This window comes from Enterobacter sp. kpr-6 (assembly GCF_900116015.1).
GTDB lineage: Bacteria > Pseudomonadota > Gammaproteobacteria > Enterobacterales > Enterobacteriaceae > Enterobacter_D.
Window position 1 is genome coordinate 170,948 of the sequence record NZ_FOYH01000003.1, and the last position, 22,009, is coordinate 192,956.

General features: G+C 54.2%; 19 protein-coding genes. 5 read left to right on the plus strand and 14 right to left on the minus strand.

The features are described from left to right. Positions 1 to 64: 64 nt before the first annotated feature. The gene (locus tag BM373_RS09780; protein WP_090461252.1) at positions 65 to 667 is read right to left on the minus strand and encodes a TetR/AcrR family transcriptional regulator; all 603 of its coding nucleotides are present in this window, start codon (positions 665 to 667) and stop codon (positions 65 to 67) included. 139 nt (positions 668 to 806) lie between these two features. Here BM373_RS09780 and BM373_RS09785 point away from each other — a divergent pair, with 139 nt between their 5' ends. Both BM373_RS09785 and BM373_RS09790 read left to right on the plus strand, forming a co-directional pair. Continuing rightward, the gene (locus BM373_RS09785; RefSeq protein WP_090461253.1) at positions 807 to 1,208 is read left to right on the plus strand and encodes a RidA family protein; all 402 of its coding nucleotides are present in this window, start codon (positions 807 to 809) and stop codon (positions 1,206 to 1,208) included. 282 nt (positions 1,209 to 1,490) lie between these two features. Continuing rightward, a complete protein-coding gene (locus BM373_RS09790) occupies positions 1,491 to 2,018 on the plus strand; it encodes a DUF2058 domain-containing protein (RefSeq protein WP_090461254.1) in 528 nt (175 codons plus the stop codon). A 44-nt stretch (positions 2,019 to 2,062) separates the two neighbouring features. On the opposite strand, the gene BM373_RS09795 is transcribed toward BM373_RS09790, so the two are convergent. From BM373_RS09795 to BM373_RS09805, 3 genes are all read right to left on the minus strand, one after another. Then, positions 2,063 to 2,338 (minus strand): VF530 family protein, encoded by a 276-nt coding sequence (locus tag BM373_RS09795; RefSeq protein ID WP_090461255.1) that lies wholly within the window; start codon positions 2,336 to 2,338, stop codon positions 2,063 to 2,065. Positions 2,339 to 2,441: 103 nt separating this feature from the next. Continuing rightward, positions 2,442 to 3,719, minus strand: coding sequence for a PTS ascorbate transporter subunit IIC (locus tag BM373_RS09800; protein WP_090461256.1), 1,278 nt, complete (start codon positions 3,717 to 3,719; stop codon positions 2,442 to 2,444). 334 nt (positions 3,720 to 4,053) lie between these two features. Continuing rightward, positions 4,054 to 5,613: a GGDEF domain-containing protein gene (locus BM373_RS09805; RefSeq protein WP_256214620.1), complete on the minus strand. Its 1,560-nt coding sequence runs from the start codon at positions 5,611 to 5,613 to the stop codon at positions 4,054 to 4,056. Between the two features lie 372 nt (positions 5,614 to 5,985). Between BM373_RS09805 and BM373_RS09810 the strand changes: the two genes are divergently transcribed. Continuing rightward, on the plus strand, positions 5,986 to 7,554 hold the full coding sequence (locus tag BM373_RS09810; RefSeq protein WP_090461606.1) for a methyl-accepting chemotaxis protein: 1,569 nt from the start codon (positions 5,986 to 5,988) through the stop codon (positions 7,552 to 7,554). Positions 7,555 to 7,678: 124 nt separating this feature from the next. On the opposite strand, the gene BM373_RS09815 is transcribed toward BM373_RS09810, so the two are convergent. Then, complete coding sequence (locus tag BM373_RS09815; protein WP_090461257.1) at positions 7,679 to 8,158, minus strand: carboxymuconolactone decarboxylase family protein; 480 nt, start codon at positions 8,156 to 8,158, stop codon at positions 7,679 to 7,681. A gap of 91 nt (positions 8,159 to 8,249) precedes the next feature. Between BM373_RS09815 and BM373_RS09820 the strand changes: the two genes are divergently transcribed. Beyond that, a complete protein-coding gene (locus BM373_RS09820; protein ID WP_090461258.1) occupies positions 8,250 to 9,638 on the plus strand; it encodes a MocR-like pyridoxine biosynthesis transcription factor PdxR in 1,389 nt (462 codons plus the stop codon). A 184-nt stretch (positions 9,639 to 9,822) separates the two neighbouring features. Here the strand turns inward: BM373_RS09820 and BM373_RS09825 are convergent, their stop codons facing one another. The 9 genes from BM373_RS09825 to sad form a co-directional block, all read right to left on the minus strand. Continuing rightward, positions 9,823 to 10,737, minus strand: coding sequence for a bestrophin family protein (locus BM373_RS09825; RefSeq protein ID WP_090461259.1), 915 nt, complete (start codon positions 10,735 to 10,737; stop codon positions 9,823 to 9,825). Positions 10,738 to 10,972: 235 nt separating this feature from the next. After that, entirely contained in the window at positions 10,973 to 12,424 is a 1,452-nt protein-coding gene (locus BM373_RS09830) for a tagaturonate reductase (protein ID WP_090461260.1), read from the minus strand. 116 nt (positions 12,425 to 12,540) lie between these two features. Continuing rightward, positions 12,541 to 13,068 carry a GNAT family N-acetyltransferase gene (locus tag BM373_RS09835; RefSeq protein ID WP_090461261.1) on the minus strand — a complete coding sequence of 176 codons (528 nt, stop codon included), beginning with the start codon at positions 13,066 to 13,068 and terminating at the stop codon, positions 12,541 to 12,543. A 74-nt stretch (positions 13,069 to 13,142) separates the two neighbouring features. Next, complete coding sequence (locus tag BM373_RS09840) at positions 13,143 to 14,120, minus strand: sensor domain-containing diguanylate cyclase (RefSeq protein WP_090461262.1); 978 nt, start codon at positions 14,118 to 14,120, stop codon at positions 13,143 to 13,145. 53 nt (positions 14,121 to 14,173) lie between these two features. After that, positions 14,174 to 15,166, minus strand: coding sequence for a diguanylate cyclase (locus BM373_RS09845; RefSeq protein ID WP_090461607.1), 993 nt, complete (start codon positions 15,164 to 15,166; stop codon positions 14,174 to 14,176). A 145-nt stretch (positions 15,167 to 15,311) separates the two neighbouring features. Continuing rightward, positions 15,312 to 16,772, minus strand: coding sequence for a GGDEF domain-containing protein (locus tag BM373_RS09850; RefSeq protein ID WP_090461263.1), 1,461 nt, complete (start codon positions 16,770 to 16,772; stop codon positions 15,312 to 15,314). 134 nt (positions 16,773 to 16,906) lie between these two features. After that, a complete protein-coding gene (glsB, locus tag BM373_RS09855; RefSeq protein ID WP_090461264.1) occupies positions 16,907 to 17,839 on the minus strand; it encodes a glutaminase B in 933 nt (310 codons plus the stop codon). A 42-nt stretch (positions 17,840 to 17,881) separates the two neighbouring features. After that, positions 17,882 to 19,471: a methyl-accepting chemotaxis protein gene (locus BM373_RS09860; protein ID WP_090461265.1), complete on the minus strand. Its 1,590-nt coding sequence runs from the start codon at positions 19,469 to 19,471 to the stop codon at positions 17,882 to 17,884. 99 nt (positions 19,472 to 19,570) lie between these two features. Next, complete coding sequence (sad, locus tag BM373_RS09865) at positions 19,571 to 20,953, minus strand: succinate-semialdehyde dehydrogenase (protein ID WP_090461266.1); 1,383 nt, start codon at positions 20,951 to 20,953, stop codon at positions 19,571 to 19,573. Positions 20,954 to 21,057: 104 nt separating this feature from the next. Here sad and BM373_RS09870 point away from each other — a divergent pair, with 104 nt between their 5' ends. Next, positions 21,058 to 21,927: a putrescine utilization regulator PtrR gene (locus BM373_RS09870; RefSeq protein ID WP_090461267.1), complete on the plus strand. Its 870-nt coding sequence runs from the start codon at positions 21,058 to 21,060 to the stop codon at positions 21,925 to 21,927. The last annotated feature ends 82 nt before the right edge of the window (positions 21,928 to 22,009 follow it).

A 22,009-nucleotide genomic window follows, 5' to 3' on the forward strand; every position in this document is an offset into this window, starting at 1 on the left:
GAAAGAAGCATTCTCGTATCATGCGGATTTAAGTCAATAGCGAGGCCGGGGAATTTTAGGCGTATCAGCCTTTACCGGAACTATTCAGTAAGCCGTTTACCAGTAATGTAAAAACGCGCACCACTTTTGGCAGCGCCTGCTGCGGATCGTCGCTGGCAGCGATGCACTGAGCGGCATTCAGCGCGGCTCCGTTTAACATCCGCGCGGCGGCATCCGGGTCCACCGGTTTGATGACACCACGTTCGAGCATCGTTGTAATACTCTGGCGGGTAGATTCGAGGCAACTATTCTGACTCGGCCACTGCGCTGGATCGCCCAGGAAAGCAGGGCCATCGAGCAATACAATGCGGCGAACTTCTTCATCCAGCGCCATATTGATATAGGCGATCCCTTCAGCCAGCAGCTTTTCCCAGTCATCACCGGCCGTCGCTGCGGCATCCTTAGCGCGTCGTGCCATTTCACCGTCTATCTGGGCAACCACAGCGGCCAGCAATCCTTTTTTATCGCCAAAATTATGGTAAAGAGCCCCACGCGTCAGGCCCACACTGGCGGTTAAATCATCCATGGATGCCGCCGCAAACCCTTTTTCAGCGAAGGCTTTGCGGGCCGACGCGATCAGTTTTGCGCGGTTTTCTTCCATTGTCTCGACGCGGCGTTTAGCAGTCATTCGATCTCCTGGTCACATACGCGATGTATGTGATTTGACATACGCAGTGTATGTGTGATTAATTTGATATACGCGGCGTATATTAAATCATTTGCCGTTGCCGCGCATCCACATCGCATCTCAATACACAGGATACCTTATGAACCAGCCGAGCCCCGTTTTCCCCGCTAACCGCCACGCGCTGTATGAAGCCCATGGATATTCCGCCGCGATCCGTTCTGGCGATTTGCTGTTTGTGTCAGGACAGGTAGGCAGCCGCGCCGATGGAACACCTGAACCCGATTTTGCAGCACAGGTACAGCTTGCCTTTGATAATCTGAAAGCGACGCTCGCCGCAGCAGGGTGTACTTTTGCCGATCTGATTGATGTCACGACTTTTCACACCGATCCTGAAAATCAGTTTTCGACCATCATGCAGGTGAAGGAAGCTATTTTTCCGCAGCCTCCATATCCAAACTGGACGGCAGTGGGCGTGACCTGGCTTGCGGGATTTGATTTTGAAATTAAGGTCATTGCACGCATTCCGGAAAAGCAGGGATAACGACGCAAGTTTGATGACGTGAAACCGCCCGGCAAAAATCACGCCGGGCAAAGAGAAGAGCAGGTGTGTGGTAAGAACGTTATGAGGGAGACGCTGTGAGTACTGATTAAATGGCATTTAACATAATATACATTATGCGCACTAACATCAGGTGATACCAATTCCCGTCATTTCCCATGAGATTGCCTTTGGCCCGTGCAAATGCCAGCGTGGTTTTTGTCTCCCTTATTCAGGCATTATGGTTATAATCACGCATTCCACTTCACTGGTCTTAGAGAAACCATGGCAAACCTGACACTAAAAGAACAGCTTCATAAAGCTGGCCTGATAAACAGCAAAAAGCTGGCGAAAGCTAAAAAATCCAGCGCCCTGACGCGCGAGGCCAAAGAAGCTGTGGAGCTGAACAAAAAGGCACAACTCGAACGCGACAAAGCGTTGAGCGAGCAGCAAAAGCAAGCGGCACTCGCCAAAGAATACAAAGCGCAGATTAAGCAGCTCATCGAAATGAACCGAATCGTCATTTCTAAGGGCGACGTCGGTTATCATTTCCCCGTCAACAATGTCGTTAAGAAAATCTACGTCGATAAAACGACTCAGGCACAGTTGATCAGCGGTCGTCTCGCTATTGCGCGTCTGGCTTCCGCGAAAAACGGCGAAGATGAATATGCGATTATCCCCGCAGTAGTTGCGAATAAGATCGCTCAACGCGACGCCAGCTATATCGTATTAAGCAGCGAACTGAGCCAGGAAGCGCAGGATGAAGAAGATCCATATGCTGACTTCGTGGTTCCTGATGACCTGATGTGGTAAATAGCCGTCACTCTGCCCTCCCCGGCTTTCGCCGGGGATAAAGCCTATTTCCATTTACCCCAGGGATCATCTGACGGAGCCTGAGACTGAACTGAAGGCACTTCATTTAAAGAAGCGATATACAAATCCTCCACCTCTTTTCGTGCCCACGGCGTGCGGCGCAAAAATTTCAGGCTGGATTTAATACTCGGATCTTTTTTAAAGCAGTTGATATTAATTCTTGCCGCCAGTTCATCCCAGCCAAAGCGCGCAACTAAGTCAGTCAGTAACGCTTCGAGCGTGACGCCGTGTAAAGGATCGTTGGAATGATGTTCAGCCATGGTGAGTCCGGTAAAAGTAAAATTTTGCTCACCATACTGTCCGGCTTCAGGTATTGCAACGGCTGACGGAAATAAATTAAGCCCGGCTTAGCCGGGCTTTTTCTTAGCTAAACAAACGCAGCAGATAATCGAGTATCAGCGACGGTAAAGTGAAATCCGGATCGGCGAATGTCACGCCCTGCGCACCAAGCTGCGAGAAAATCGGCAGCGTCAACGCAGGCAGCACGCATAACAATAAGCCGTTAATACTGCTCGCAATCACCGCCCCACGGAAACCGCCGGTGGCGTTACCAAAAATTGCCGCCGCGCCGCCGGTAATAAAGCTCGCCATAATTCCGGGTACGATAATCGGCAGGCCGAGGAACGGGAACAGGAAGATACACAGCAATTCAACCGAGAAGCTGATCAAAAAACCAATCAAAGTGGCGTTCGGCGCTTTGGTAAACAGCACCATCACGTCTACCGCCGGGACAGCGCCTGGCGCAAACACGCGGGCAAAGCCTTTAAATGCCGGAACGATTTCCGCGGTAAATAAATTCACGCCCGCTTTTGCCAGATAAAGACCACAGGCAAAAGTCGCTGATTGCTCAAGGATAAAAATAACAACGTTTTTATCTCCGGCCCCTGCGCCGTAAACCATTGTCATCGCATCTTTGATTTGCGGCTGGGTGGCGAAGATGCAGGAAATGAGCAGCAGAACCAGCATAGTCAACAGCGTGGCGATATTTGGCTCACGAATAAAATCGAATTTGTTACTGATATTTAAGTGTTCAGTATCAACGCTTTTATTGCCGAACCATTTCCCCATATAAGAACCAATCACATAAGAGGAAATAGCCGCATGAGAAATAGCGTATTCATTTGAGCCGATGATTTCACGGCTAAAGCGGCTCAGTACGAATGGAGAGACCGCCATGTAGGTGCCAATCAGCCCGGATGCAATGATGATCATCATGGTATGACTGAAGCCAAACTGCATCAGGACCGCAGTAATGGCGAAGGCCATAAACAGCACCAGGTGCAGCGACAAATAGATGTATTTACAACGCGTAAAACGGGCAAGCAAAATATTTAAAATCATTGAAAACAGCAGGATAAGTGCCGCAATCGACCCCAGTTTATCAATGGTCGCAGCCATAATAGCTTCATTGCTGGGCACCACGCCCACGATATTAAAGGCTTTAGAAAACAGTGAGCTAAACGCCGTCAGCACTTTCATTAAAATGCTGCCGCCGACTTTGATCATCGTAAAACCGATGAATGATAAAAACGTGCCGGTAATTAACCGGGAAATAGACGCTTTTTGAAATAACAACCCTAAAAATGCAACAATTGCTATGATAACCGCAGGCGTTTTAACAAGCCCTAATAGTATATCCATTATTTTATCCCAGTCAGGTATTGCTGATTACATTTTAAGTATGGTTTGTGGTGATAAACCGGGGGGAGATACTAGCACCGCTAATCGGCCGGATTCTGCTACGAAGATCACAATTGAAATAGTATATTTTTAAAATAGAAATATTGTTTCAAAACCAAAAATGATTAATTGTTAGTGCAATTACACAATGTTTGTTAATGCATTGTGACTGCAGTTCTGGTTTCAATAAAAATAAAAAAGCGGCATGACATGGCTGCGTTTAAACCAGATAATGCCGCTCATTTTTCTATTACTTAAAAGGTAAGCCAGTCAGAGCGAAACAGGCTAATAAGAATTAGCCTACAGGCGTGACCACGATTGCACGATCGCGCCCTTTCATCTTCGCGGCATACAGTGCGGAATCAGCGCCCTCTTTGATCATGCGGGCATCATCATCGCTTCCGGTGCCGGTAAAACTAAAACAGCCCGCGCTGATGGTGACTGTTTTCCGTTCCAGCAGGGAATGCGCATGAGGGATACGCGCATAGCGCACGGCATCCACTGCATTTTGCGCCAGCATAAAGGCTTCACGCAGTTCGGTATCGGGCAGCACGATGGCAAACTCTTCCCCACCGTAGCGCGCAATAAGATCGGTTGAGCGCAAATTCAGCCGCATCAGAATCTCCCCAACCTGTCGCAGACAGTTATCTCCGGCGACGTGGCCATAATGATCGTTGAAGCGTTTGAAATAATCGATATCAAGCATAATCAGTGACACCGGACGCTGCGTGGCGGCGGATACCTTTAATGACTGAGAAAGAAAGAGATCGAACTGGCGACGGTTCGCAAGCCCGGTCAGTCCGTCAGCCAGCGCCATTGTCTGCAACGTATGGTTGATGCTGGTCAGCTCATCCCGCAACATCGTCAGTTCTGTCTGGTCACGGACGTTCATCCGCACCTGGCGGAAGATCAGCGCTCCCATAATGAGCGTTCCCAACAGCAGCATCCCGTTAAGGACGATGTCAGGCAGGCTGTCTTTAAGCCAGCGCTTCCAGAGTGCCGGTTTGTCATACCCTGCGGCGACCACCAGGGGGTAACGTTCGAGACGGACAAAGCCAAAAATGCGCTCTACGCGATCGATAGCGGAAAGCCAGGTGGCATTGCCGCGATCGTGATGGGTAAGTTCGCGCGTAAACAGCGGGCTGGACGACAGATTGCGGTTAATGACGTTGTCATCAAAGGGACGGGCAAAAAGCACCGTACCGTCGGTATTCATAATTGCCAGCAGATCGCGATCGCCAAGCTCAAAGTAATGATAAAAATGCCGGAAATAATCCACTTTGATGGTCGCCAGCACCACGCCGGCAAAACCGCCATACGAATCATTCAGGCGCAGCGAGACGGGAATAATCATATCGCCCGTGGTCCGGCTGCGGATCACATGCCCGATATGTATGCTGCCGTGCCCGTTCGCGCGGTGATAAATAAAATATTCGCGATCGGCGTTATAGGTAATGGCGGGTAATTTGCCAAACGATGTCACGCGCATAAAACCTTGCGCATCATAGACAAACAGGCCGTGAAGCTGCGGCAGGCGCTCCCTGATTTCACCCAAAAAACGGTTAAACTGGGGGGTATTGATTGAATCAAGGCCCTTCTGTGGAATGTTGCGGCGGATATCACGCAGCGCCAGCTCCGCCTGAAGAAAGGTATCTTCTGCCTGACGAGCCTGCGAAATCGACAGGTTAATCGCGCTGCGTTCCGTATCTTCGACGGCGCGTTCCCATGAACGGTTCAGCGTCCATGAACTGGTAGCAATACCCGCAATGAGTAAACCGCCCATAAAGAGCGCGATACTCCGTCCGAGGGAAGAGTTTAACGCCAGCGCCCCGGAGATGTGTTTACCAACATTCACAGGCTATTCTCCAATCATCCTTTCCTTCAGTTAAGCACATAATGTTGAGAATCTTTAACAGAATATGCCTGGTTAATCGGCCCTTTCTCTGCTTTTTTCACACGTCTGTAACACCACTGGAAGCCTGTGGCTTTACTGACTGACAAACCTGACTTTTATCGGGAATGAGATTAGGTAAATTCTAAACCGCGCTTTATGTCAAATTTGTTACACTGCGAAAACACATCCAAAACATTGTTTCAAAACCTTTTGCACGGATAATTCACAGCGAAAAAATAATGCTGAACTATGTGATAAGGATCAACTAATTTAATCAACCTTTCTCATTTTATGCCGTTAATAACCTTACCTTTTATTAGAAAAGTTAATGCCATGAAAAAATATTCGCAGTCTACTGTCCTGACCAAATTATTAACGGGATTTTCTGTTCTTATCGTAATGATGTTACTGCTTGGCGGTGTAGCCATTTATCAACTGCATAGCAGCAATCAGCACATCGAAAAATATCGGGAAAATCGTTTGCCTGGGGTGCGCTCCTCTCTTGAAATGCGCGGCGTATTATCAGAAATGCGCTTACAGCAAATTCAGTATATTAATTCCACAACGCCTGCCGAGCGCGAAAAACACCGCGTTGAACTGCTGCAAAATCAGGACATTTTCCTGAAAGCGCAACACCGCTACGGGCAGCAACTGGCGGGCCTGCCGCAGGATATGCGCGCTCTCTTCAGCCAGGTCGTTGAGAACTTCCAGCACTTTGTGGACGTCAATGCCAAAGTCATCGAAACCGTAAATGCCGAGCAACTGGAAGAAGCGGCAAAAATAAGCGGTGCGGTGTCGGCGAAATACCGTACACAATTAATGAAAGATTTAGCCACGCTGGTGGATATGGAAATTGCGATTGGCGATCGCGCGGGTGAAAGCGCCGAACAAGGATATTCTCAGGCCCTGTATATGTTATGCGGATTACTGCTGCTGGCACTTATCGCCACCGGCTTTATTGCCGCTTATATTTCACGCAACCTGTCCCGCCAGTTGGGTGGCGAACCTGGTTACGCGGTCAATATTATGGAGCAAATTGCTGCCGGGAAACTGGATACCGCCATTACGCTGAAAGCCGACGATGAAAAAAGTTTGCTGGCGACCATTAAATTTATGAACGGCCGACTGGCGGAAATTATTCACGGTATTATCACCGGCAGCGAATCCATTTCTCACGCCGCCAGTGAAATTGCGATGGGGAATAGCGATCTTTCGCAGCGTACTGAAGAGCAGGCCGCGTCGCTGGTGCAGACCTCAGCCAATATGCAGCAGATCACCGAGAACGTGAAAAGTAACGCTGAGAACGCGCATAAAGCCAGCGAACTGGCGCGTCAGACCTCTCAGACGGCAGTAAAAGGCGGCAAAGAAGTCCACGACATGCTGCAACGTATGCACCAGATTTCCGACAGCTCGCAGAAAATCGTCGATATCATTTCGGTGATTGAAGGCATCGCCTTCCAGACCAACATCCTGGCGCTGAACGCCGCGGTGGAAGCAGCCCGCGCCGGTGAGCAAGGCAAAGGCTTTGCGGTCGTGGCCGGTGAAGTGCGCAATCTGGCGCAGAAAAGTAGCGAAGCGGCGAAAGAGATCAAAACGCTGATCGACGGCACGGTGGACAAAATCACCGAAGGCTCACGCTATGCCGATACCGCCAGCCGCGCGATGGAAGATATCGTCAGTGCGGTGAATAAAGTGACCAGCATTGTAGCGGAGATTTCTTCGGCGTCCCATGAGCAGCACCAGGGGATTAGGGAAATCAGCGTGGCGATTGATCAGATGGATCAGGTCACCCAGCAAAACGCCGCGCTGGTGGAACAGGCCGCGGTGGCCGCCCATTCCATGACCGAGCAGAGTGAGCAGTTGCGCGATTCGGTGCGTTTCTTCCGGCTTCAGACGCAGTAATTTCATTTCCCCCTCACCCCGACCCTCTCCCCGTGGGAGAGGGAGAAAACCACCCATCGCCCCGGACTTGCCCTTCTCCCTCTCCCTTTGGGAGAGGGCTGGGGTGAGGGGTAACCTGCTCCCGTTAATTCAGATTCGCGCGATCCAGCCCCCAGGCTTTGTCCTGCGAACCCGGCAGCACCTGCGAGAGAATTTGCAGGCGGTTCCAGGCATTGATGGTCGCAATAGCAAAAGCCAGTTCGGAAATCTCCACGTCGCTGAAGTGTTCCTGCGTGGCGCGGTACAACGCATCACTGACGCCCTCTCCTTTAAGCACCGTTAATGCCTCGGTTAACGCCAGCGCCGCTTTTTCTTTGGCGCTGAATTCCGGCGATTCCCGCCAGATCGGCAGATGATACAAACGCAGCTCCCGTTCGCCGCGCAGTTTGGCCTGCTTGACGTGCATATCAAGGCAAAACGCACAGCCGTTAAGTTGCGAGGCGCGAATTTCCACCAGGTTTTTGATGGCCGCATCCAGAGACGATTTGTGAGAGGCCATGCTGACTTCACTAAGCAGCGTGATCAGGGCCGGAACGGTTTGAAAATGGTTTACGCGAGTGCTCATTTCATAATCCTCGTTTATGGTTTTGACCTGCGCTATGTTAGATAATATTGGCGCAGTAAAAAGAGCCAAAACGGGACAAACGAGGTAGGACATGAGGCCGGGATATAAAGCCATATATGAACGTTATCGTCAGAACATTCAGGCGGGGATTTTAAAGCCCGGCGATAAGGTGCCTGCCATTCGCGTGCTGGCGCTGGAGCTTGGCGTCGCGCGCAAAACCGTCGAGGCCGCGTATGCCATTCTCACCGGCGAAGGGTATCTGGTCAGCCAGGGCGCGCAAGGCACGCGGGTTAATCCCGATTTGCTGATTAAACACCGCCCGGCTGACCCCATCGAACCCGGCGATGCCACGCTCGGAGCGCTGGTCGATATTCGAGATAAATCAGGCGAACTGCGGCTCGGCATCCCGTCACTGGACGCCTTCCCCTATAAAAAATGGCTGCTGCTGGCCGGAAAATCGGTACGCTCGATGCGCCCTGGCGATATGGTGAATCCGCCGGTCATGGGATACGCCCCACTGCGGGAAGCTATCGCCAGTTATGTGAATATTTCCCGTGGTCTTAACTGCACCGCAGAGCAGATTTTTATTACCAGCGGCTACCGGAATACGCTGACGTTAATTCTGGAAACGCTCGCCGCCCGGACGGACAAAGTGGTGTTTGAAGATCCGGGCTATTACTTTGGCAAAACGCTGCTCAGGCGCAGTGTCGATCAACTGCACTATGTTCCGGTGGACGAACGCGGGATGGATGTGGACTATTTTTTGCGCTATCACCGCGATGCCCGCTTTGTAATTGTGACACCGTCACATCACAGCCCGCTCGCGGTGACGCTCTCCCTGCCCCGCAAACATCAGTTACTGGAATGGGCGCGAGAAACGGACGGCTGGATCATCGAAGATGATTATGACGGCGAGTTTCACTACACCCGCAAAGTGCTTCCGGCGCTGAAAAGCCTGGATGCGCACGACCGGGTGATCTACACCGGCACCTTCAGTAAAACCATCATGCCCGCGCTGCGCATCAGTTATATCGTGATGCCCAAAAGCACCCTTTCCGCCTTCAAAGAAACCGGTGAAATCACCGAAAACGGGCAGCCGGTCATGACGCAAAAGATCCTCACGGCGTTTCTCGCGGAGGGCCATTTTTACCGGCATTTAAAGAAAATGCGCGCCCTGTATCAGGCGCGTCGGCAAATGATGCTCGATGCACTCAGTCAGGTTTATCCGCACGACTTTCATAGTGAGATGCATGATGGCGGAATGCACATCGTGGCGTTTTTGATTAAGGGAACGCAGGATCGCGAGCTGGCGGAAATCTGGCAACGTCATCATTTGCGGGTCAGCCCGCTGTCGGACTGGTACAGCCTCAGCCCAAAACGTTACGGTCTGATTATTGGCTATACCAATATTCGTTCAACGGAAGACGCGGTGGCGCTTTTGCAGCGCCCGCAACAGGAAACCCAGGCGTTACTGGCATGAAACCAGGGGCAGCCGCCCCCGGCCTCTCTCTTTTATTACGGCAGTTCGGTGACAAAAGAGAGATCGTATGCGGTGGCGAATAGCGCAACACAGGCGACCAGCAACACAATCATCTGAACCATTCTTTCCATTACTATCCCCTCCTGGCGGTGCGTTTCAGCCAGATAACAGAGCCTGAACTCCGTTACGTTAGCTGGTAGTACTTGTCCGGCTGCATTTTGGCGGGCAGAGTGTCTTCATCGTTCATCTGCAACAAATCGATTTCGAGCGTATTACACAGCGCGTCCAGCGGCAGATCGTTATCCTCTTCACCAAAGGGATCCTCAAGCTCCTCAGCCAGCACATCCAGTGCAATAAAAGTATAGGATATGAGCACTGAGACGAAAGGCGTCATGTAATGTAAATCGACGACCAGCGCAAACGGCAGCATGATGCAAAACAGGTAAACCGTGCGGTGCAGGATCAGCGAATAGGCGAACGGCAGCGGCGTGTTGGCAATGCGTTCGCAGCCCGCCAGTACCGCAGAAATGTCATTTAAGCGGTTATTGAAGCTGTGGAATAAAATGTCCGACAGTGCCCCTTCTTCCCGCCGCTTTGCCAGCCACTCTCCCATTAACAGCAGGATGTAATTCGCCGGGGAATGCGCATTGAGCACGCGCGTCAGTGAATGCGGATCAAGATAACGCGCCAGCGTTTCGGCCTGCGGTTTACGTCGCAATGTCATGCGCAGACTGTGCGCAAACGCAATTTGCAGACGCACAAACGTATGCCGCGTGGCGTTATCTGGCAGCGTGGTTTTCACTTCGCGCAGCAGCGAGCGCGAGGCGATCATCAGTTGTCCCCACAACAACCGCGCTTCGGTGTAACGGGCATAACAGGCGTTATTGCGAAAGCCCAGGAATATGGCGATGGCAATCCCAAGAATACTGAATGGCGCAACCGTCAGCTTGAAGCCTAACGAGGTGTACCACGGCAGCATCAGGATAACCGCCACCGACAGCAGTAAATTGAGCAGCAGTCGGGAGAAGATTTTCTCCAGCACCGAGCCGTGCCAGACAAAAATCCGCGCAAGCCAGTGCTGATGTGGACGAACGATCATAGTGAAAACTTGAGTAAGAGGAAAACGGCCACATTAAACGTGATCGCTGTCACGGTTGCAAGTTTGCTAAATATTTGTGACGGGAATTTATCTCTGAATGACCAGGGGGAACTGAAGTGCTTGAGTTATGCGGTTTTAAAAAAAAGTAAAGAATGTTGTAACTATAGAAGATGTTTTTTTTTAAAACCCTCACCCCGGCCCTCTCCCTAAGGGAGAGGGGGGAAAGCGAGTTAAATCAGCAAAGAGGTTTTACAGCGTTGCGCATGCCCTGCAACAGAATGGCATCGAGATCGAGGGAAACCTGTTCAACCAGACCGGCAACCTGGGTCAGGTCCTGCTCCCAGTGATCGCTCACGGAGAGAACGGCTCTCACCAGTTCGCTGGTGCTAAGCTGGCGGTCACGATGCTGGCTCCAGAGCTGCTGGAAACGTTCGATCCAGTGCGCATCATCCTGCACCGGATACGCTTCCCCGTTGCGCTCGCCGCGATAAAACGCAATCAGAGCGGCCAGTGCAAAGGTCAGACGCGCCGGTAATTTACCATTGGCCTGCTGCCCTTTCAGCAACTGCGGCAGAATACGGGTGCGGAATTTGGTCATCCCGTTCAGCGCGATAGAGAGCAACTGGTGCTTGATGTACGGGTTGCGGAAGCGCCCTGTTACCGCGCTGGCGAAGGATTCCAGTTCATCGCGCGGCAGATCCAGCACCGGGATAATCTCTTCATAAATGGCTTTTTCAACGAACGCGCAGATTTCGCTGTCGTTCATAGCTTCGCCGACGGTATCCAGACCTGCCTGCCAGGCAACCGGAACCAGCGCGGTGTGTGCACCGTTGAGGATCGCCACTTTGCGCTCTTTGTACGGTTTGATGTCATCAACAATCAGCACGTTCAGCGGGTATTTATCCAGACGCAGTTCAGACGCCAGTGATTTCGGCCCCTGGATCACGAACAGGTAGAAATGCTCTGCGGTATCCAGGAAACCATCCTGATAGCCCAGCTCAGCTTCAAGGGCGGCCACTTCATCACGCGGATAACCGGTCACGATGCGGTCAACCAGCGTTGAGCAGAAGGCGTTGGCGCTATCGAGCCACTGCACAAATTCCGCAGGCAGTGCCCACTCCTGCGCGTAACGCAGCACCAGTTCACGCAGCGCATCGCCGTTGTAGTCAATCAGTTCGCAAGGAATGATCACCCAGCCTTTGTCTGCCGCACCGTTGAATTGGGTGAATCGCTCAAACAGCAGACGGGTCAGTTTAGCCGGATAGCTTACCGCCGGCGCATCTTCAAATTTGTCGCCCGCATGGTAGCTGATGCCCGCTTCGGTGGTGTTGGAGAACACAAAGCGGATATCAGGATTGTGGGCCAGTTTCAGGAACTCATCATAGTTGGCGTAGACACTGATTTCACGGTTAACCGAGCGGATCAGACGTGCATCGCTGACCGCTTCGCCCTCTTCATTCAGGCCACGAATAATTGTGGTATACAGCCCGTCCTGGGTGCTTAAAGACGGCGGGAAATCGCTTTGAATCGGACGAACAATAACCACACCGGCGTCGAGGTCGGTGTGTTCATTCAGGAGGTCAATTTGCCAGTCGACAAATGCGCGCAGGAAGTTCCCTTCGCCGAACTGAATAATACGTTCCGGGTACTGAGCGCCTGGAAAATCGCGACGGTTTATCGTTTTCACAATGGGTTCCTTTTTTGATTAGTCATACAACCTGATGAGATTGGTGTGATAACTTACCAGACTTTACGACCATGAAACCCTGTTTTGATCAAAATGACGTGTCTTATTGATGCGAATTATAAAGACTTGTAAAAAATTGTCGTACCCGTCACAGTTCCGTCTGGATTCAACGCGTAGCGCGGGATCTCCCCGACCCGCATCCAGCCGCAACGCAGGTAAAATAATTCCGCTTCGCTGCCGGTAGCCGTATCAAGAACCAGCAAATCTTTGCCATTTTCGCGGGCGACCGTGTCGAGTTGTGTCATTAGCTGGCGGGCAATGCCCTGCCGACGCGCAGATTGGTGAACCAAAAGTTTAGCGACATCAGCCCGGTGCGGTTGGTTTTCCGGCTGGTCGAGAATGATTTGTACGGTGCCAACGATGCGCTGCTGGTCGTTTTCGGCGATAAGCACAACGCGCTCCTCGCGCGCGACGCTTTGCGCCACGTTGTGCCAGAAATCGCTGGCGGTAACGTGAGCTAACGGCAGCATAAAACTGACCGACGCGCCTCCCTGCACGCAGTCTTCAAGCACGTCGCAGAGTTCTTCAGTCCGCAGGATAATTTCGTCACAGCCGATGGGCCGACAAGAGATGAGAGCAGTCATTTTTCCTCCTTTTAAAAATGACCACTATGCTGATAACAAATTTGTAACGCAACGGGCTGATCCATAGCCTTTACTTATTCTTCAAAACGCTCTTTTGCGCGGTTCGCTTTCATGGTGTACATGCGTTCATCCGCTGTTTTCATCCAGCTTTTTATATCATCACCATTGTCGTGATTGTATTCGCTCACTCCCCAGGAGAACGCCAGCTTCCACGGCTTTTGCGAAGTCTTGTTCCACGCTTTTGCCTGGTCAGCCAGATGGTCCATGGCAACCCAGGCCCCCTTCTCGTCGGTATCGGAGAAGAGAACGGCAAACTCATCGCCGCCGTAACGGACCAGCAGATCCGCTTCCCGGAAGGTCGCGCGCAGCAAATCCGCCAGCGCCCTGAGCGCGTGGTCACCCTCTTCATGGCCCCAGGTGTCGTTGATTTGCTTGAAACGGTCGAGATCGAGCCACGCCAGCGTCAGCGGTTCGGCGCGTCTGCGGGCCGCGGTAATGGCAAATTTGCCCAGATTATGAAATCCCCGGCGGTTAAACAGCCCGGTGAGTTCATCTGTGGTGGTGGAACTGATCACCGCAAACTCATCTTCCACAATCGCGGCGAAATCCTTCAGCACCGCCGTTTCCGACTCACTGAACGCCCTCGGCTGGCGATCGATAAGACAAAAGGAACCGACGCTTGCTCCATCCGGTAAGCGCAGCGGATACCCGGCATAAAAACGCAGATAGGGTTCGCCGACCACCAGCGGGTTATCACTGAAAGTGGGATCTTTTTCGGCGTCGTTAACCACCAGCGGCGTATCACGAAGAATCGCGTGGCCGCAGAAAGAAATGTCGCGGTCAACGGGACCGGGTTCAAGACCGTCGCAGGATTTGAAATGAAGCCGGTTAGCATCCACCAGACTGACCAGCGCAATCGGCACCCCGAACATGCGCTTTGCCAGCCGCGTCAGGCGGTCGAAGCGCTCCTGGGCACCGGTGTCCAGCAAACCGGATTCGTACAGTGACGCCAGGCGCTGTGGCTCATTGGCAGGAATATCAGGTGTCTTCATAACGTCCCTTTCTCGCTAAGCATAAATAAAGCGTAGCGCATCCGGCACGTTTGTCAGTGGGCGTAGATTTGATTCTTGCCTTCGCGTTTCGCCCGGTAAAGCGCATCGTCAGCCGCTTTCAGCCAGTCGCTCATATCGGCCATACCTGGCGCGGCGCTGGCAATACCGATGCTTAAGGTGCAGCGAAATGCGCGATCGGGTGCCACGGTCATGACCGCCGCCGCATCCATAATGCGGATCGCCACCGCATGGGCCTCAGCAAGAGAGGTATCCGGCAGCAGGATCACAAACTCATCGCCGCCGAGTCGTGCCGGGGTATCGGTTTTCCGCGTCGCCACATGAAGGATTTTGGAGACCGTCACCAGCAGCGTATCGCCCACTTTATGCCCGAAGCGATCGTTAACATCTTTGAAGTTATCAATATCGATAAACATAAGCGCCGAATGCCGGGAGGTGTGATTCAGTTTTTCCAGCTCAAACAGAATGCGCTTTTCCAGCAGACGGCGATTGGCGATATCCAGCAACGGATCCATCATCGCGATGCGTTCCAGCTCGCGGCTTTTAATCCGCAGCTTGCGGGCGATGTTATCGGTCAGCACGCTCAGGGCGATAAGGTAAATGGCAATCAGCGGCAGCGTGGCATAAAGCGTGCGGGAAGAGACCTCCGGGATAAACGCCATCCCCTGCGTCAGCCAGGTCACGGTAAACGCCGCCACCATCACCGCCGCCGCTTTGCGCATCAGTTCAACGCCGCCCGCCGCCAGACGGTCAGAGAGCAAAATGGTGGCGATCACTACCGACGGCAGCGGGTTCACCGCCATCATCGCGATCCAGAATCCCCCGGCCGCCGCATCGATCACCAGATGATGATGTTCACAGGTCAGCGGGGTAACGGAATGGGAGGCGCGGATAAACGCAACGGTCGGCCAGATAAAGGCATTAATGGCCAGTAAGATCATCATCCAGAGCGGCTGCTGGTGCTCCACCAGCACGGAGAGAATCGGGAAAAAACAGAGGAAGGTGCCAAGAATACGCATGAGATACATGCGTCTGACAAATCGTTTACCGGTGATCCGTTCATTTTTGTTGAAGCTGTCAGATCCGCTCATGCCACACTATTTCCGCTGCGTATACTCCACCATAGTATTGACGTTAAAAATAGGTAGCAAGCGATTTCATAAGCTACTTCAATTAGTTCGCGACAGATCCGGGTAATGAATCAGCGGCAGATTCACTCTCAGAGGAAGGTTCCTGCGCACTGGTACGATTGCGCCCGCCTTTCTTGGAACGGTAGAGAGATTTATCGGCTTCATTGAGCAGGCTGTTGAAGGTTTCCGTCAGTTGCCAGGAGTCTGCCATGCCGTTACTCAGGCCAATGCTGACGGTAATTGAGAGCGTTTGTGAGCGCCAGCGAAAGCGATGCTGCTCAATGGCAAGACGGATATTCTCGGCCAGCGCCATCGCCGCCGTTGCATCCTGGGTCATAGCCAGCACCGCAAACTCCTCGCCGCCCATCCGTGCGACTTTCCCCTGCTCGCCCACCACCTGCTGAACTTTACGCGCAAACGAGGTCAGCACTTTATCGCCGCACTCGTGGCCGTAGTTATCATTGATGCTTTTGAAGTAATCGATATCCAGCAGCATCACCGTCAGGTGATTACGCGGCATACGCGCCTCTTCCAGCTTGCGCAGCGCTTCATACAGACCGGAGCGGGAATAGACCTGGGTAAGAAAATCGAAATCAGCGCGCAGCGACACCTGGCGCATCAGCGCGTTAATGGAACTCACGCTCACGGAAACCATAATCGGGCAGATCGCCATCGTCGCGATGCCGAGCCGGGCGGAGAACATATCCGGCGTTTGCAGATGAGAGCCCACCGCGATGTTAATGATCGAATTGGCCATCAGCATGATTTCCGCAGCCCCGGTCACCAGCGTCAGTAACGCCGTCATCAGCAGCGAGTAACGGACCGCACACCAGATCAGCGCCGGCAGCGGAAACGCCAGACTTCCCACGCCGCCGATCAGGACCGATATTCCCACCGAGAACGCCAGTGCCACCACCGGCAGCAGATGCTGAACGTGAAACGGTTTGGTCACGCCAGGCCAGGAGAGCGCCAGCATACAGGGAAGCACCAGCACACCGGTGGAGAATTGCTCGCTAAACCAGTCGGCAAACAGCGGCCAGAAGGTCTGACTGTCAATACCGGAGGAGCCGACCGCGCCAAAGCAGGCGCACAGCACCGACGCCAGCAGACAGTAGTTGAACATTTTCAGGGTATTCGCCAGCGCTGTCGCCCGTTTGGGCCGGCGCTTATCCCGCTGCACCAGCAAGGCAAACGTAAGGATAAACACGATATTGGAAAAATTGATGATGAAGGACGCGGTGCCCCAGTTGGTGGTAAGCCCGTCATAGAGCACCATCGCCACGTAGCAGACCACGTAATTATTGAGTCGGTTCAGGAAAGTATGGCGGGCAAAAACCCCGGCCATGACCGCATTTAGCGGCCAGAACAGCGACAACTCTTCCACCAGGCGCAGCGTGGCACCCATGGCATAAAACAGCGTGGTCAGAACAAAAAGAATCACCGTATTGCGTAGCGGCTTATCTTCGCGAAACAGACGAAAAGGAGTCATCAACAGTGAGCGCATTAAATGTTGTTCCAGATAATTGCGCACGGCAATTATGACAGCAGGATAGCGTTAGGTCTCAAGCTTAACATGGATGAGACAGGCAGAAAGCGTTACAGGCTCTCATTCATTGAGCAGAAGAATAATATCACTTATCAATAAACCGAGCGCCCCAGTTGTGAGGTCAGGGCCTCCAGCGCGGCAATCCCCGCCAGTGAATTTCCGGCCTCATCAAGCTCAGGGCTCCATACCGCAATGGTCATCTCATGAGGAACGATGGCGACAATCCCCCCGCCGACGCCCGATTTCGCCGGGAGTCCCACCCGCCAGGCGAACTCCCCCGCACTCTGATACATCCCGCTGGTGGCCATCAGCGCATTGACCTGCCGGGCCTGCAACGGCGTAACGGTGTCCTGCGTCAGATGTGGCGCACGCCCCTGACAGGCAAGAAACAGAAACGTCTTCGCCAGTTCCACACAGCTCATCTTCAGCGCGCAATAGTGAAAATAGTTTTGCAGCACGGTGGTGACGTCATTATGGAAATTGCCGAAGGATTTCATCAGCCAGGCAATGGCTGCGTTGCGCGCCGCATGTTCAAACTCCGAGCGGGCAACGGTGGTGTCATAGGCCAGATCCGGCACGCCGCTGAGCGTGCGCACAATCTCCAGCATACGCTGGCGCGGGGCGCTGAGGCGGCTTTGCAGCATATCGCAAACCACCAGCGCACCGGCATTAATGAAAGGATTACGCGGCTTGCCCTGCTCGATTTCAAGCTGAAGCAGGGAATTAAAGGGATGACCGGAGGGATCTTTACCGACGCGCTGCCAGATCTCCTCTTCCTGATAATGGTTCATCGCCACCACCAGACTCAGCACTTTGGAGATGGACTGAATCGAGAAGCGCTCGCTGGCATCGCCCGCCTGAAAGTGCTGCCCGTCAACGGTGCTGATCGCAATGCCCAGTTTGCGCCCGTCTACCGAGGCCAGCGCAGGAATATAATCCGCCACCTTACCGCGCCCGATCAGCGGTCTGACCTGCGCCAGAATCGCGTCGAGCGCCTCATTACTGATGACCATTGCCCTGTTCATCCTTACTCACCGGCTAAAATGGCCTGCGAGTATATCAGAGCGTCAGGCCGGAAGGCGAAAACGTGCGACCGCCTGCATCAACTGGTGTGAATCATCATGCAACTGACTGGAGGCCGCCGCCGCCGTATGCACCAGTTCATCGGTGCGCCGCGAGACCTGGTTCAGGCCATGAAGCTGACGGGTCATCTTATGGATGTTCTCCCCCTGGCTGCGCGTCGCGGTGGAGATATCGGTGAGCAACTGGCTTAGATGTCCCACCAGCCCGGTAACCTGTTGCAGGTTATCTTCCAGACGGGTCACCGCCTGCGATCCCTCTTCAATGCCCGCTAACGAATGCTGAATCAACTGCTGGATCGTCTGGGTAGAATGGCTGCTCTTGCGCGCCAGTAATCCCACTTCCTTGGCGACCACCGCAAAACCTCGGCCGTGATTCCCGGCATGGGCCGCCTCAATCGCCGCGTTCAGCGCCAGAATATTGGTCTGGAACGCCACGCCGTCGATCATCGACACAATCCCGCGCATCTCAGACGAGCGCTCCACAATCGCCCGCATCGAAGCATTCACCGTATCCATCATACGATCGCCCCCGGCGGCCACCTGCTGCGCTTCATCTGCCCGCTGGCTGGCGAGCAGCGCATAGCCGGTATTGCCCTCCACGTGCGATTCCAGTTCGGCAATGTGCGCCGTCACGTCATTCAGCTCTTTTGCCTGCCGTGCCGACTGCTGATACAGCTTCTGATTCCCCTCCGCCAGATGACTAATGTTACTGACCATTGAGGCGGTGGCGTCATTCACCTGCTCCACCAGTTGCGACAGCCCCGTCTGCATGGTGCCGACGCTGTGGCTGAGCTGGGCGATCTCGCGGTTAAAGCACTTCACCTGCGGCAGCGGCGTGGAGAGATCCCCTGCCGCCAGCAAATTGATGTGCGCAATCAGACGGCGCAGCGGGACAATCACCCAGCGGGAGACGCTAAACCAGACGGCGACCGCAATCAGCAACAGAACGGCGGGCGCAAACAGATAGACATCCTGCAAGCCGGTGAGACTGCCCATCAGCGCCTGGCGACCTTGTTCCGCGCGCATCTCGCTCAGTTTCTGGTAGCGGGCGAAGTTGTCATTGAAATCCGCCTGAAACGCCTGCGCCGGTACCGCAAAGAAAGCATCAATGGACTGGGTGCTGGTCAGCCCGTCGGCCTGCTCTTTGATCGCGCCAAAGAAAAGCTGATAGCTGTTAACGAGGCCCTCATCTTTCGGCGGATTCAACGCCAGCCACTGCGTCCAGGCTTTGTTCGAGATGACAAGCGCCTGCTGTGCTTCATCCATCAGGCTGTGCCAGCTTCCCTCGGAGCCGGTGGCCTGATCCTGCATCAGGTAGACGCCCGCGCGGTTGAGCAGATCGCTTGCCGCAAGCAGCGCAATGCGGGCTTCATCCACTTTTACCTGCTGCTGGCGCGCCTGCTGATTCATTTGTTCATTATGCTGCGCGTCGCGTAACGAGCGGGAGAGCACGACGGACGACGAAAGCTGGAGAGCGGAGAAAAGGCCGATGATGCAAAAGATCCCGGCCAGCAAGCCAAACTGCGAAGGGGTAAAACGGCGAAAATATCGCCGCAAAATTTGATTTAAGTTCATGATATTCTTCTGTAAACGCACACTGAGCGCGAGTCTACAAAAGTAAAATGACAGCACCATGACAGCCCGGCAGCGCTGCGCCACCGGGCAACGCTGGTGTTATACGCGATCCTTCCACACCGTCTGCGCATTGCAGAACTCATGCAAACCGAAGTGCGACAACTCCCGGCCAAAGCCGCTTTTCTTCACGCCGCCAAACGCCACCCGCGCATCGCTGGCGCTGTACCCGTTGATAAACACCCCGCCGCACTCCAGACGCGCGGCAAAATCGTCGGCCAGCGCTTCACTGGCGGTAAACAGCGTGGCGCTCAGGCCAAATTCGCTGTCATTGGCAAGCCGGATCGCGTGTTCCGCATCCTCGGCCACGCTGATCGCCGCCACCGGGCCAAACAGCTCCTGGCGAAACGCGGTCATCTCAGGCGTGACGTTACCGAGCACGGTCGCCGGATAGTAATTCCCTGCCCCGGCGATCTTCTCCCCGCCGAGCAATAACGTTGCCCCTTCACTCAGCGAAGCCAGCACCTGCTGATGCAGTTCATCGCGCAGATCGAAACGCGCCATCGGCCCAAGATAAGTGTCTTCGTTCTCCGGCGCGCCCTGTTTCAGCGCGGCGGCAGCGGCGACAAACTTTTCAGTAAAAGCATCGGCCACACCCGCTTCGACGATAAACCGCTTCGCGGCGGCGCAGACCTGCCCGGTGTTCTGGTAGCGTCCGGCGACGGCGGCTTGCACCGCCAGATCGAGATCCGCATCGTTAAGCACAATAAAGGGATCGGACCCGCCCAGCTCCAGCACGCATTTTTTCAGCGCCGCGCCCGCCTGCGCCCCAATCGCCGCCCCGGCCCGCACGCTGCCGGTTACCGTCACGGCGGCAATGCGCGGATCGTTAATCGCCCGGCTTACGCCTTCATTGGTGGCATTCACCCAGCCAAATACGCCCTCCGGGACGCCCGCCTGCTCAAAAATCTCCCCCAGCAGCTGCGCACAACCGAGGACATTCGGCGCGTGCTTGAGCAGATAGCTGTTCCCGGCGAGCAGGATCGGCACCGCGCCGCGCAGCACCTGCCAGACCGGGAAGTTCCACGGCATCACCGCCAGCACCGGGCCAAGGGGACGCCAGGCAATGATGGCTTTATTCCCGGCCACCTGCGTCGGCTCCGGGGCCAGCATCGCCGGACCGTGTTCGGCATACCAGTCGCAGAGATCGGCAGATTTCGTCACTTCAGCGCGGGCCTGCATAATCGGCTTACCCATCTCCTGGCAAATGCGTTGCGCCATCTTTTCACTCTGCTGACGCAGTACCGCGCCAACGTTACGCAGCACCTGTGCGCGCTGTTCAACGTCCACGGTGCGCCAGTGCGTGAATCCACGCCGGGCGCGTGCCAGCGCGGCGTCAACCTCAGGCGTGCTGGCAAACGGATGGGCCGCGAGGGTTTCCCCGGTCGCAGGGTTAACGGAAAAGGCGTGAGTGGCAAGTGTCATTATTTTCTCTCTCAGTGGAATCGGGCCTTGCGCTATCCTCGCCGACTCTGTTATTTCTGAAAACTGAATAATATTGACCAGACCGTTCACCAATCGAGAATAGTATGGATTTGACCCAGCTTGAGATGTTTAACGCCGTGGCGCGTACCGGCAGCATTACCCAGGCGGCGGCACAGGTGCATCGCGTGCCGTCGAATCTGACCACCCGCATCCGTCAGCTTGAGGCCGATCTCGGCGTGGATTTGTTCATCCGGGAAAATCAGCGTCTGCGCCTGTCGCCTGCCGGACACCGCTTTTTAGATTACAGCCAGCAGATCCTCGCTCTGGTGGATGAGGCGCGCAATGTGGTGGCGGGCGATGAACCGCAGGGATTGTTCTCCCTCGGCTCGCTTGAGAGCACCGCCGCCGTGCGTATTCCGGTGACGCTGGCCCACTACAATAAGCGCTATCCGCGCATTCAGTTCGATCTGGCGACAGGTCCGTCGGGCACCATGATTGAAGGCGTGCTCGACGGCAAACTCAGCGCCGCGTTTGTCGATGGCCCGCTAATGCACCCCGATCTTGAGGGGATCCCGGTTTACCAGGAGGAGATGATGCTGGTCGCGCCCGGCGGTCACGATCCGGTCACCCGCGCCTCGCAGGTTAACGGCGCGAACATTTATGCCTTTCGCGCCAACTGCTCTTATCGCCGCCATTTCGAAAGCTGGTTTCAGGCGGATCGCGCCACGCCGGGCAAAATTCATGAGATGGAGTCCTACCACGGAATGCTGGCGTGTGTGATTGCCGGTGCGGGGCTGGCGCTGATGCCGCGCAGTATGCTGGAAAGTATGCCCGGACATCATCAGGTCAGCGCCTGGCCGCTGGCGGAAGAGTGGCGCTGGCTAACCACCTGGCTGGTGTGGCGGCGTGGGGCGAAGAGTCGCCATCTTGAGGCGTTTATCGAATTGCTTAACGAGCGCACCGGGCACTCATAGGATTAACTTATACCCTTTATCGGGCGTTGCTAATGGCGCGGAGCGGGATTACTTTTATCCGGTCACGACAACCTGATAACGG

Excerpts from the sequence above, each read along its gene's own strand:
- BM373_RS09780 (WP_090461252.1), bottom strand. The coding sequence starts at position 667 with ATGACTGCTAAACGCCGCGTCGAGACAATGGAAGAAAACCGCGCAAAA.
- BM373_RS09785 (WP_090461253.1), top strand. The coding sequence starts at position 807 with ATGAACCAGCCGAGCCCCGTTTTCCCCGCTAACCGCCACGCGCTGTAT.
- BM373_RS09790 (WP_090461254.1), top strand. The coding sequence starts at position 1,491 with ATGGCAAACCTGACACTAAAAGAACAGCTTCATAAAGCTGGCCTGATA.
- BM373_RS09795 (WP_090461255.1), bottom strand. The coding sequence starts at position 2,338 with ATGGCTGAACATCATTCCAACGATCCTTTACACGGCGTCACGCTCGAA.
- BM373_RS09800 (WP_090461256.1), bottom strand. The coding sequence starts at position 3,719 with ATGGATATACTATTAGGGCTTGTTAAAACGCCTGCGGTTATCATAGCA.
- BM373_RS09810 (WP_090461606.1), top strand. The coding sequence starts at position 5,986 with ATGAAAAAATATTCGCAGTCTACTGTCCTGACCAAATTATTAACGGGA.
- BM373_RS09815 (WP_090461257.1), bottom strand. The coding sequence starts at position 8,158 with ATGAGCACTCGCGTAAACCATTTTCAAACCGTTCCGGCCCTGATCACG.
- BM373_RS09820 (WP_090461258.1), top strand. The coding sequence starts at position 8,250 with ATGAGGCCGGGATATAAAGCCATATATGAACGTTATCGTCAGAACATT.
- BM373_RS09825 (WP_090461259.1), bottom strand. The coding sequence starts at position 10,737 with ATGATCGTTCGTCCACATCAGCACTGGCTTGCGCGGATTTTTGTCTGG.
- BM373_RS09835 (WP_090461261.1), bottom strand. The coding sequence starts at position 13,068 with ATGACTGCTCTCATCTCTTGTCGGCCCATCGGCTGTGACGAAATTATC.
- BM373_RS09840 (WP_090461262.1), bottom strand. The coding sequence starts at position 14,120 with ATGAAGACACCTGATATTCCTGCCAATGAGCCACAGCGCCTGGCGTCA.
- BM373_RS09845 (WP_090461607.1), bottom strand. The coding sequence starts at position 15,166 with ATGTATCTCATGCGTATTCTTGGCACCTTCCTCTGTTTTTTCCCGATT.
- BM373_RS09850 (WP_090461263.1), bottom strand. The coding sequence starts at position 16,772 with ATGCGCTCACTGTTGATGACTCCTTTTCGTCTGTTTCGCGAAGATAAG.
- glsB (WP_090461264.1), bottom strand. The coding sequence starts at position 17,839 with ATGAACAGGGCAATGGTCATCAGTAATGAGGCGCTCGACGCGATTCTG.
- BM373_RS09860 (WP_090461265.1), bottom strand. The coding sequence starts at position 19,471 with ATGAACTTAAATCAAATTTTGCGGCGATATTTTCGCCGTTTTACCCCT.
- sad (WP_090461266.1), bottom strand. The coding sequence starts at position 20,953 with ATGACACTTGCCACTCACGCCTTTTCCGTTAACCCTGCGACCGGGGAA.
- BM373_RS09870 (WP_090461267.1), top strand. The coding sequence starts at position 21,058 with ATGGATTTGACCCAGCTTGAGATGTTTAACGCCGTGGCGCGTACCGGC.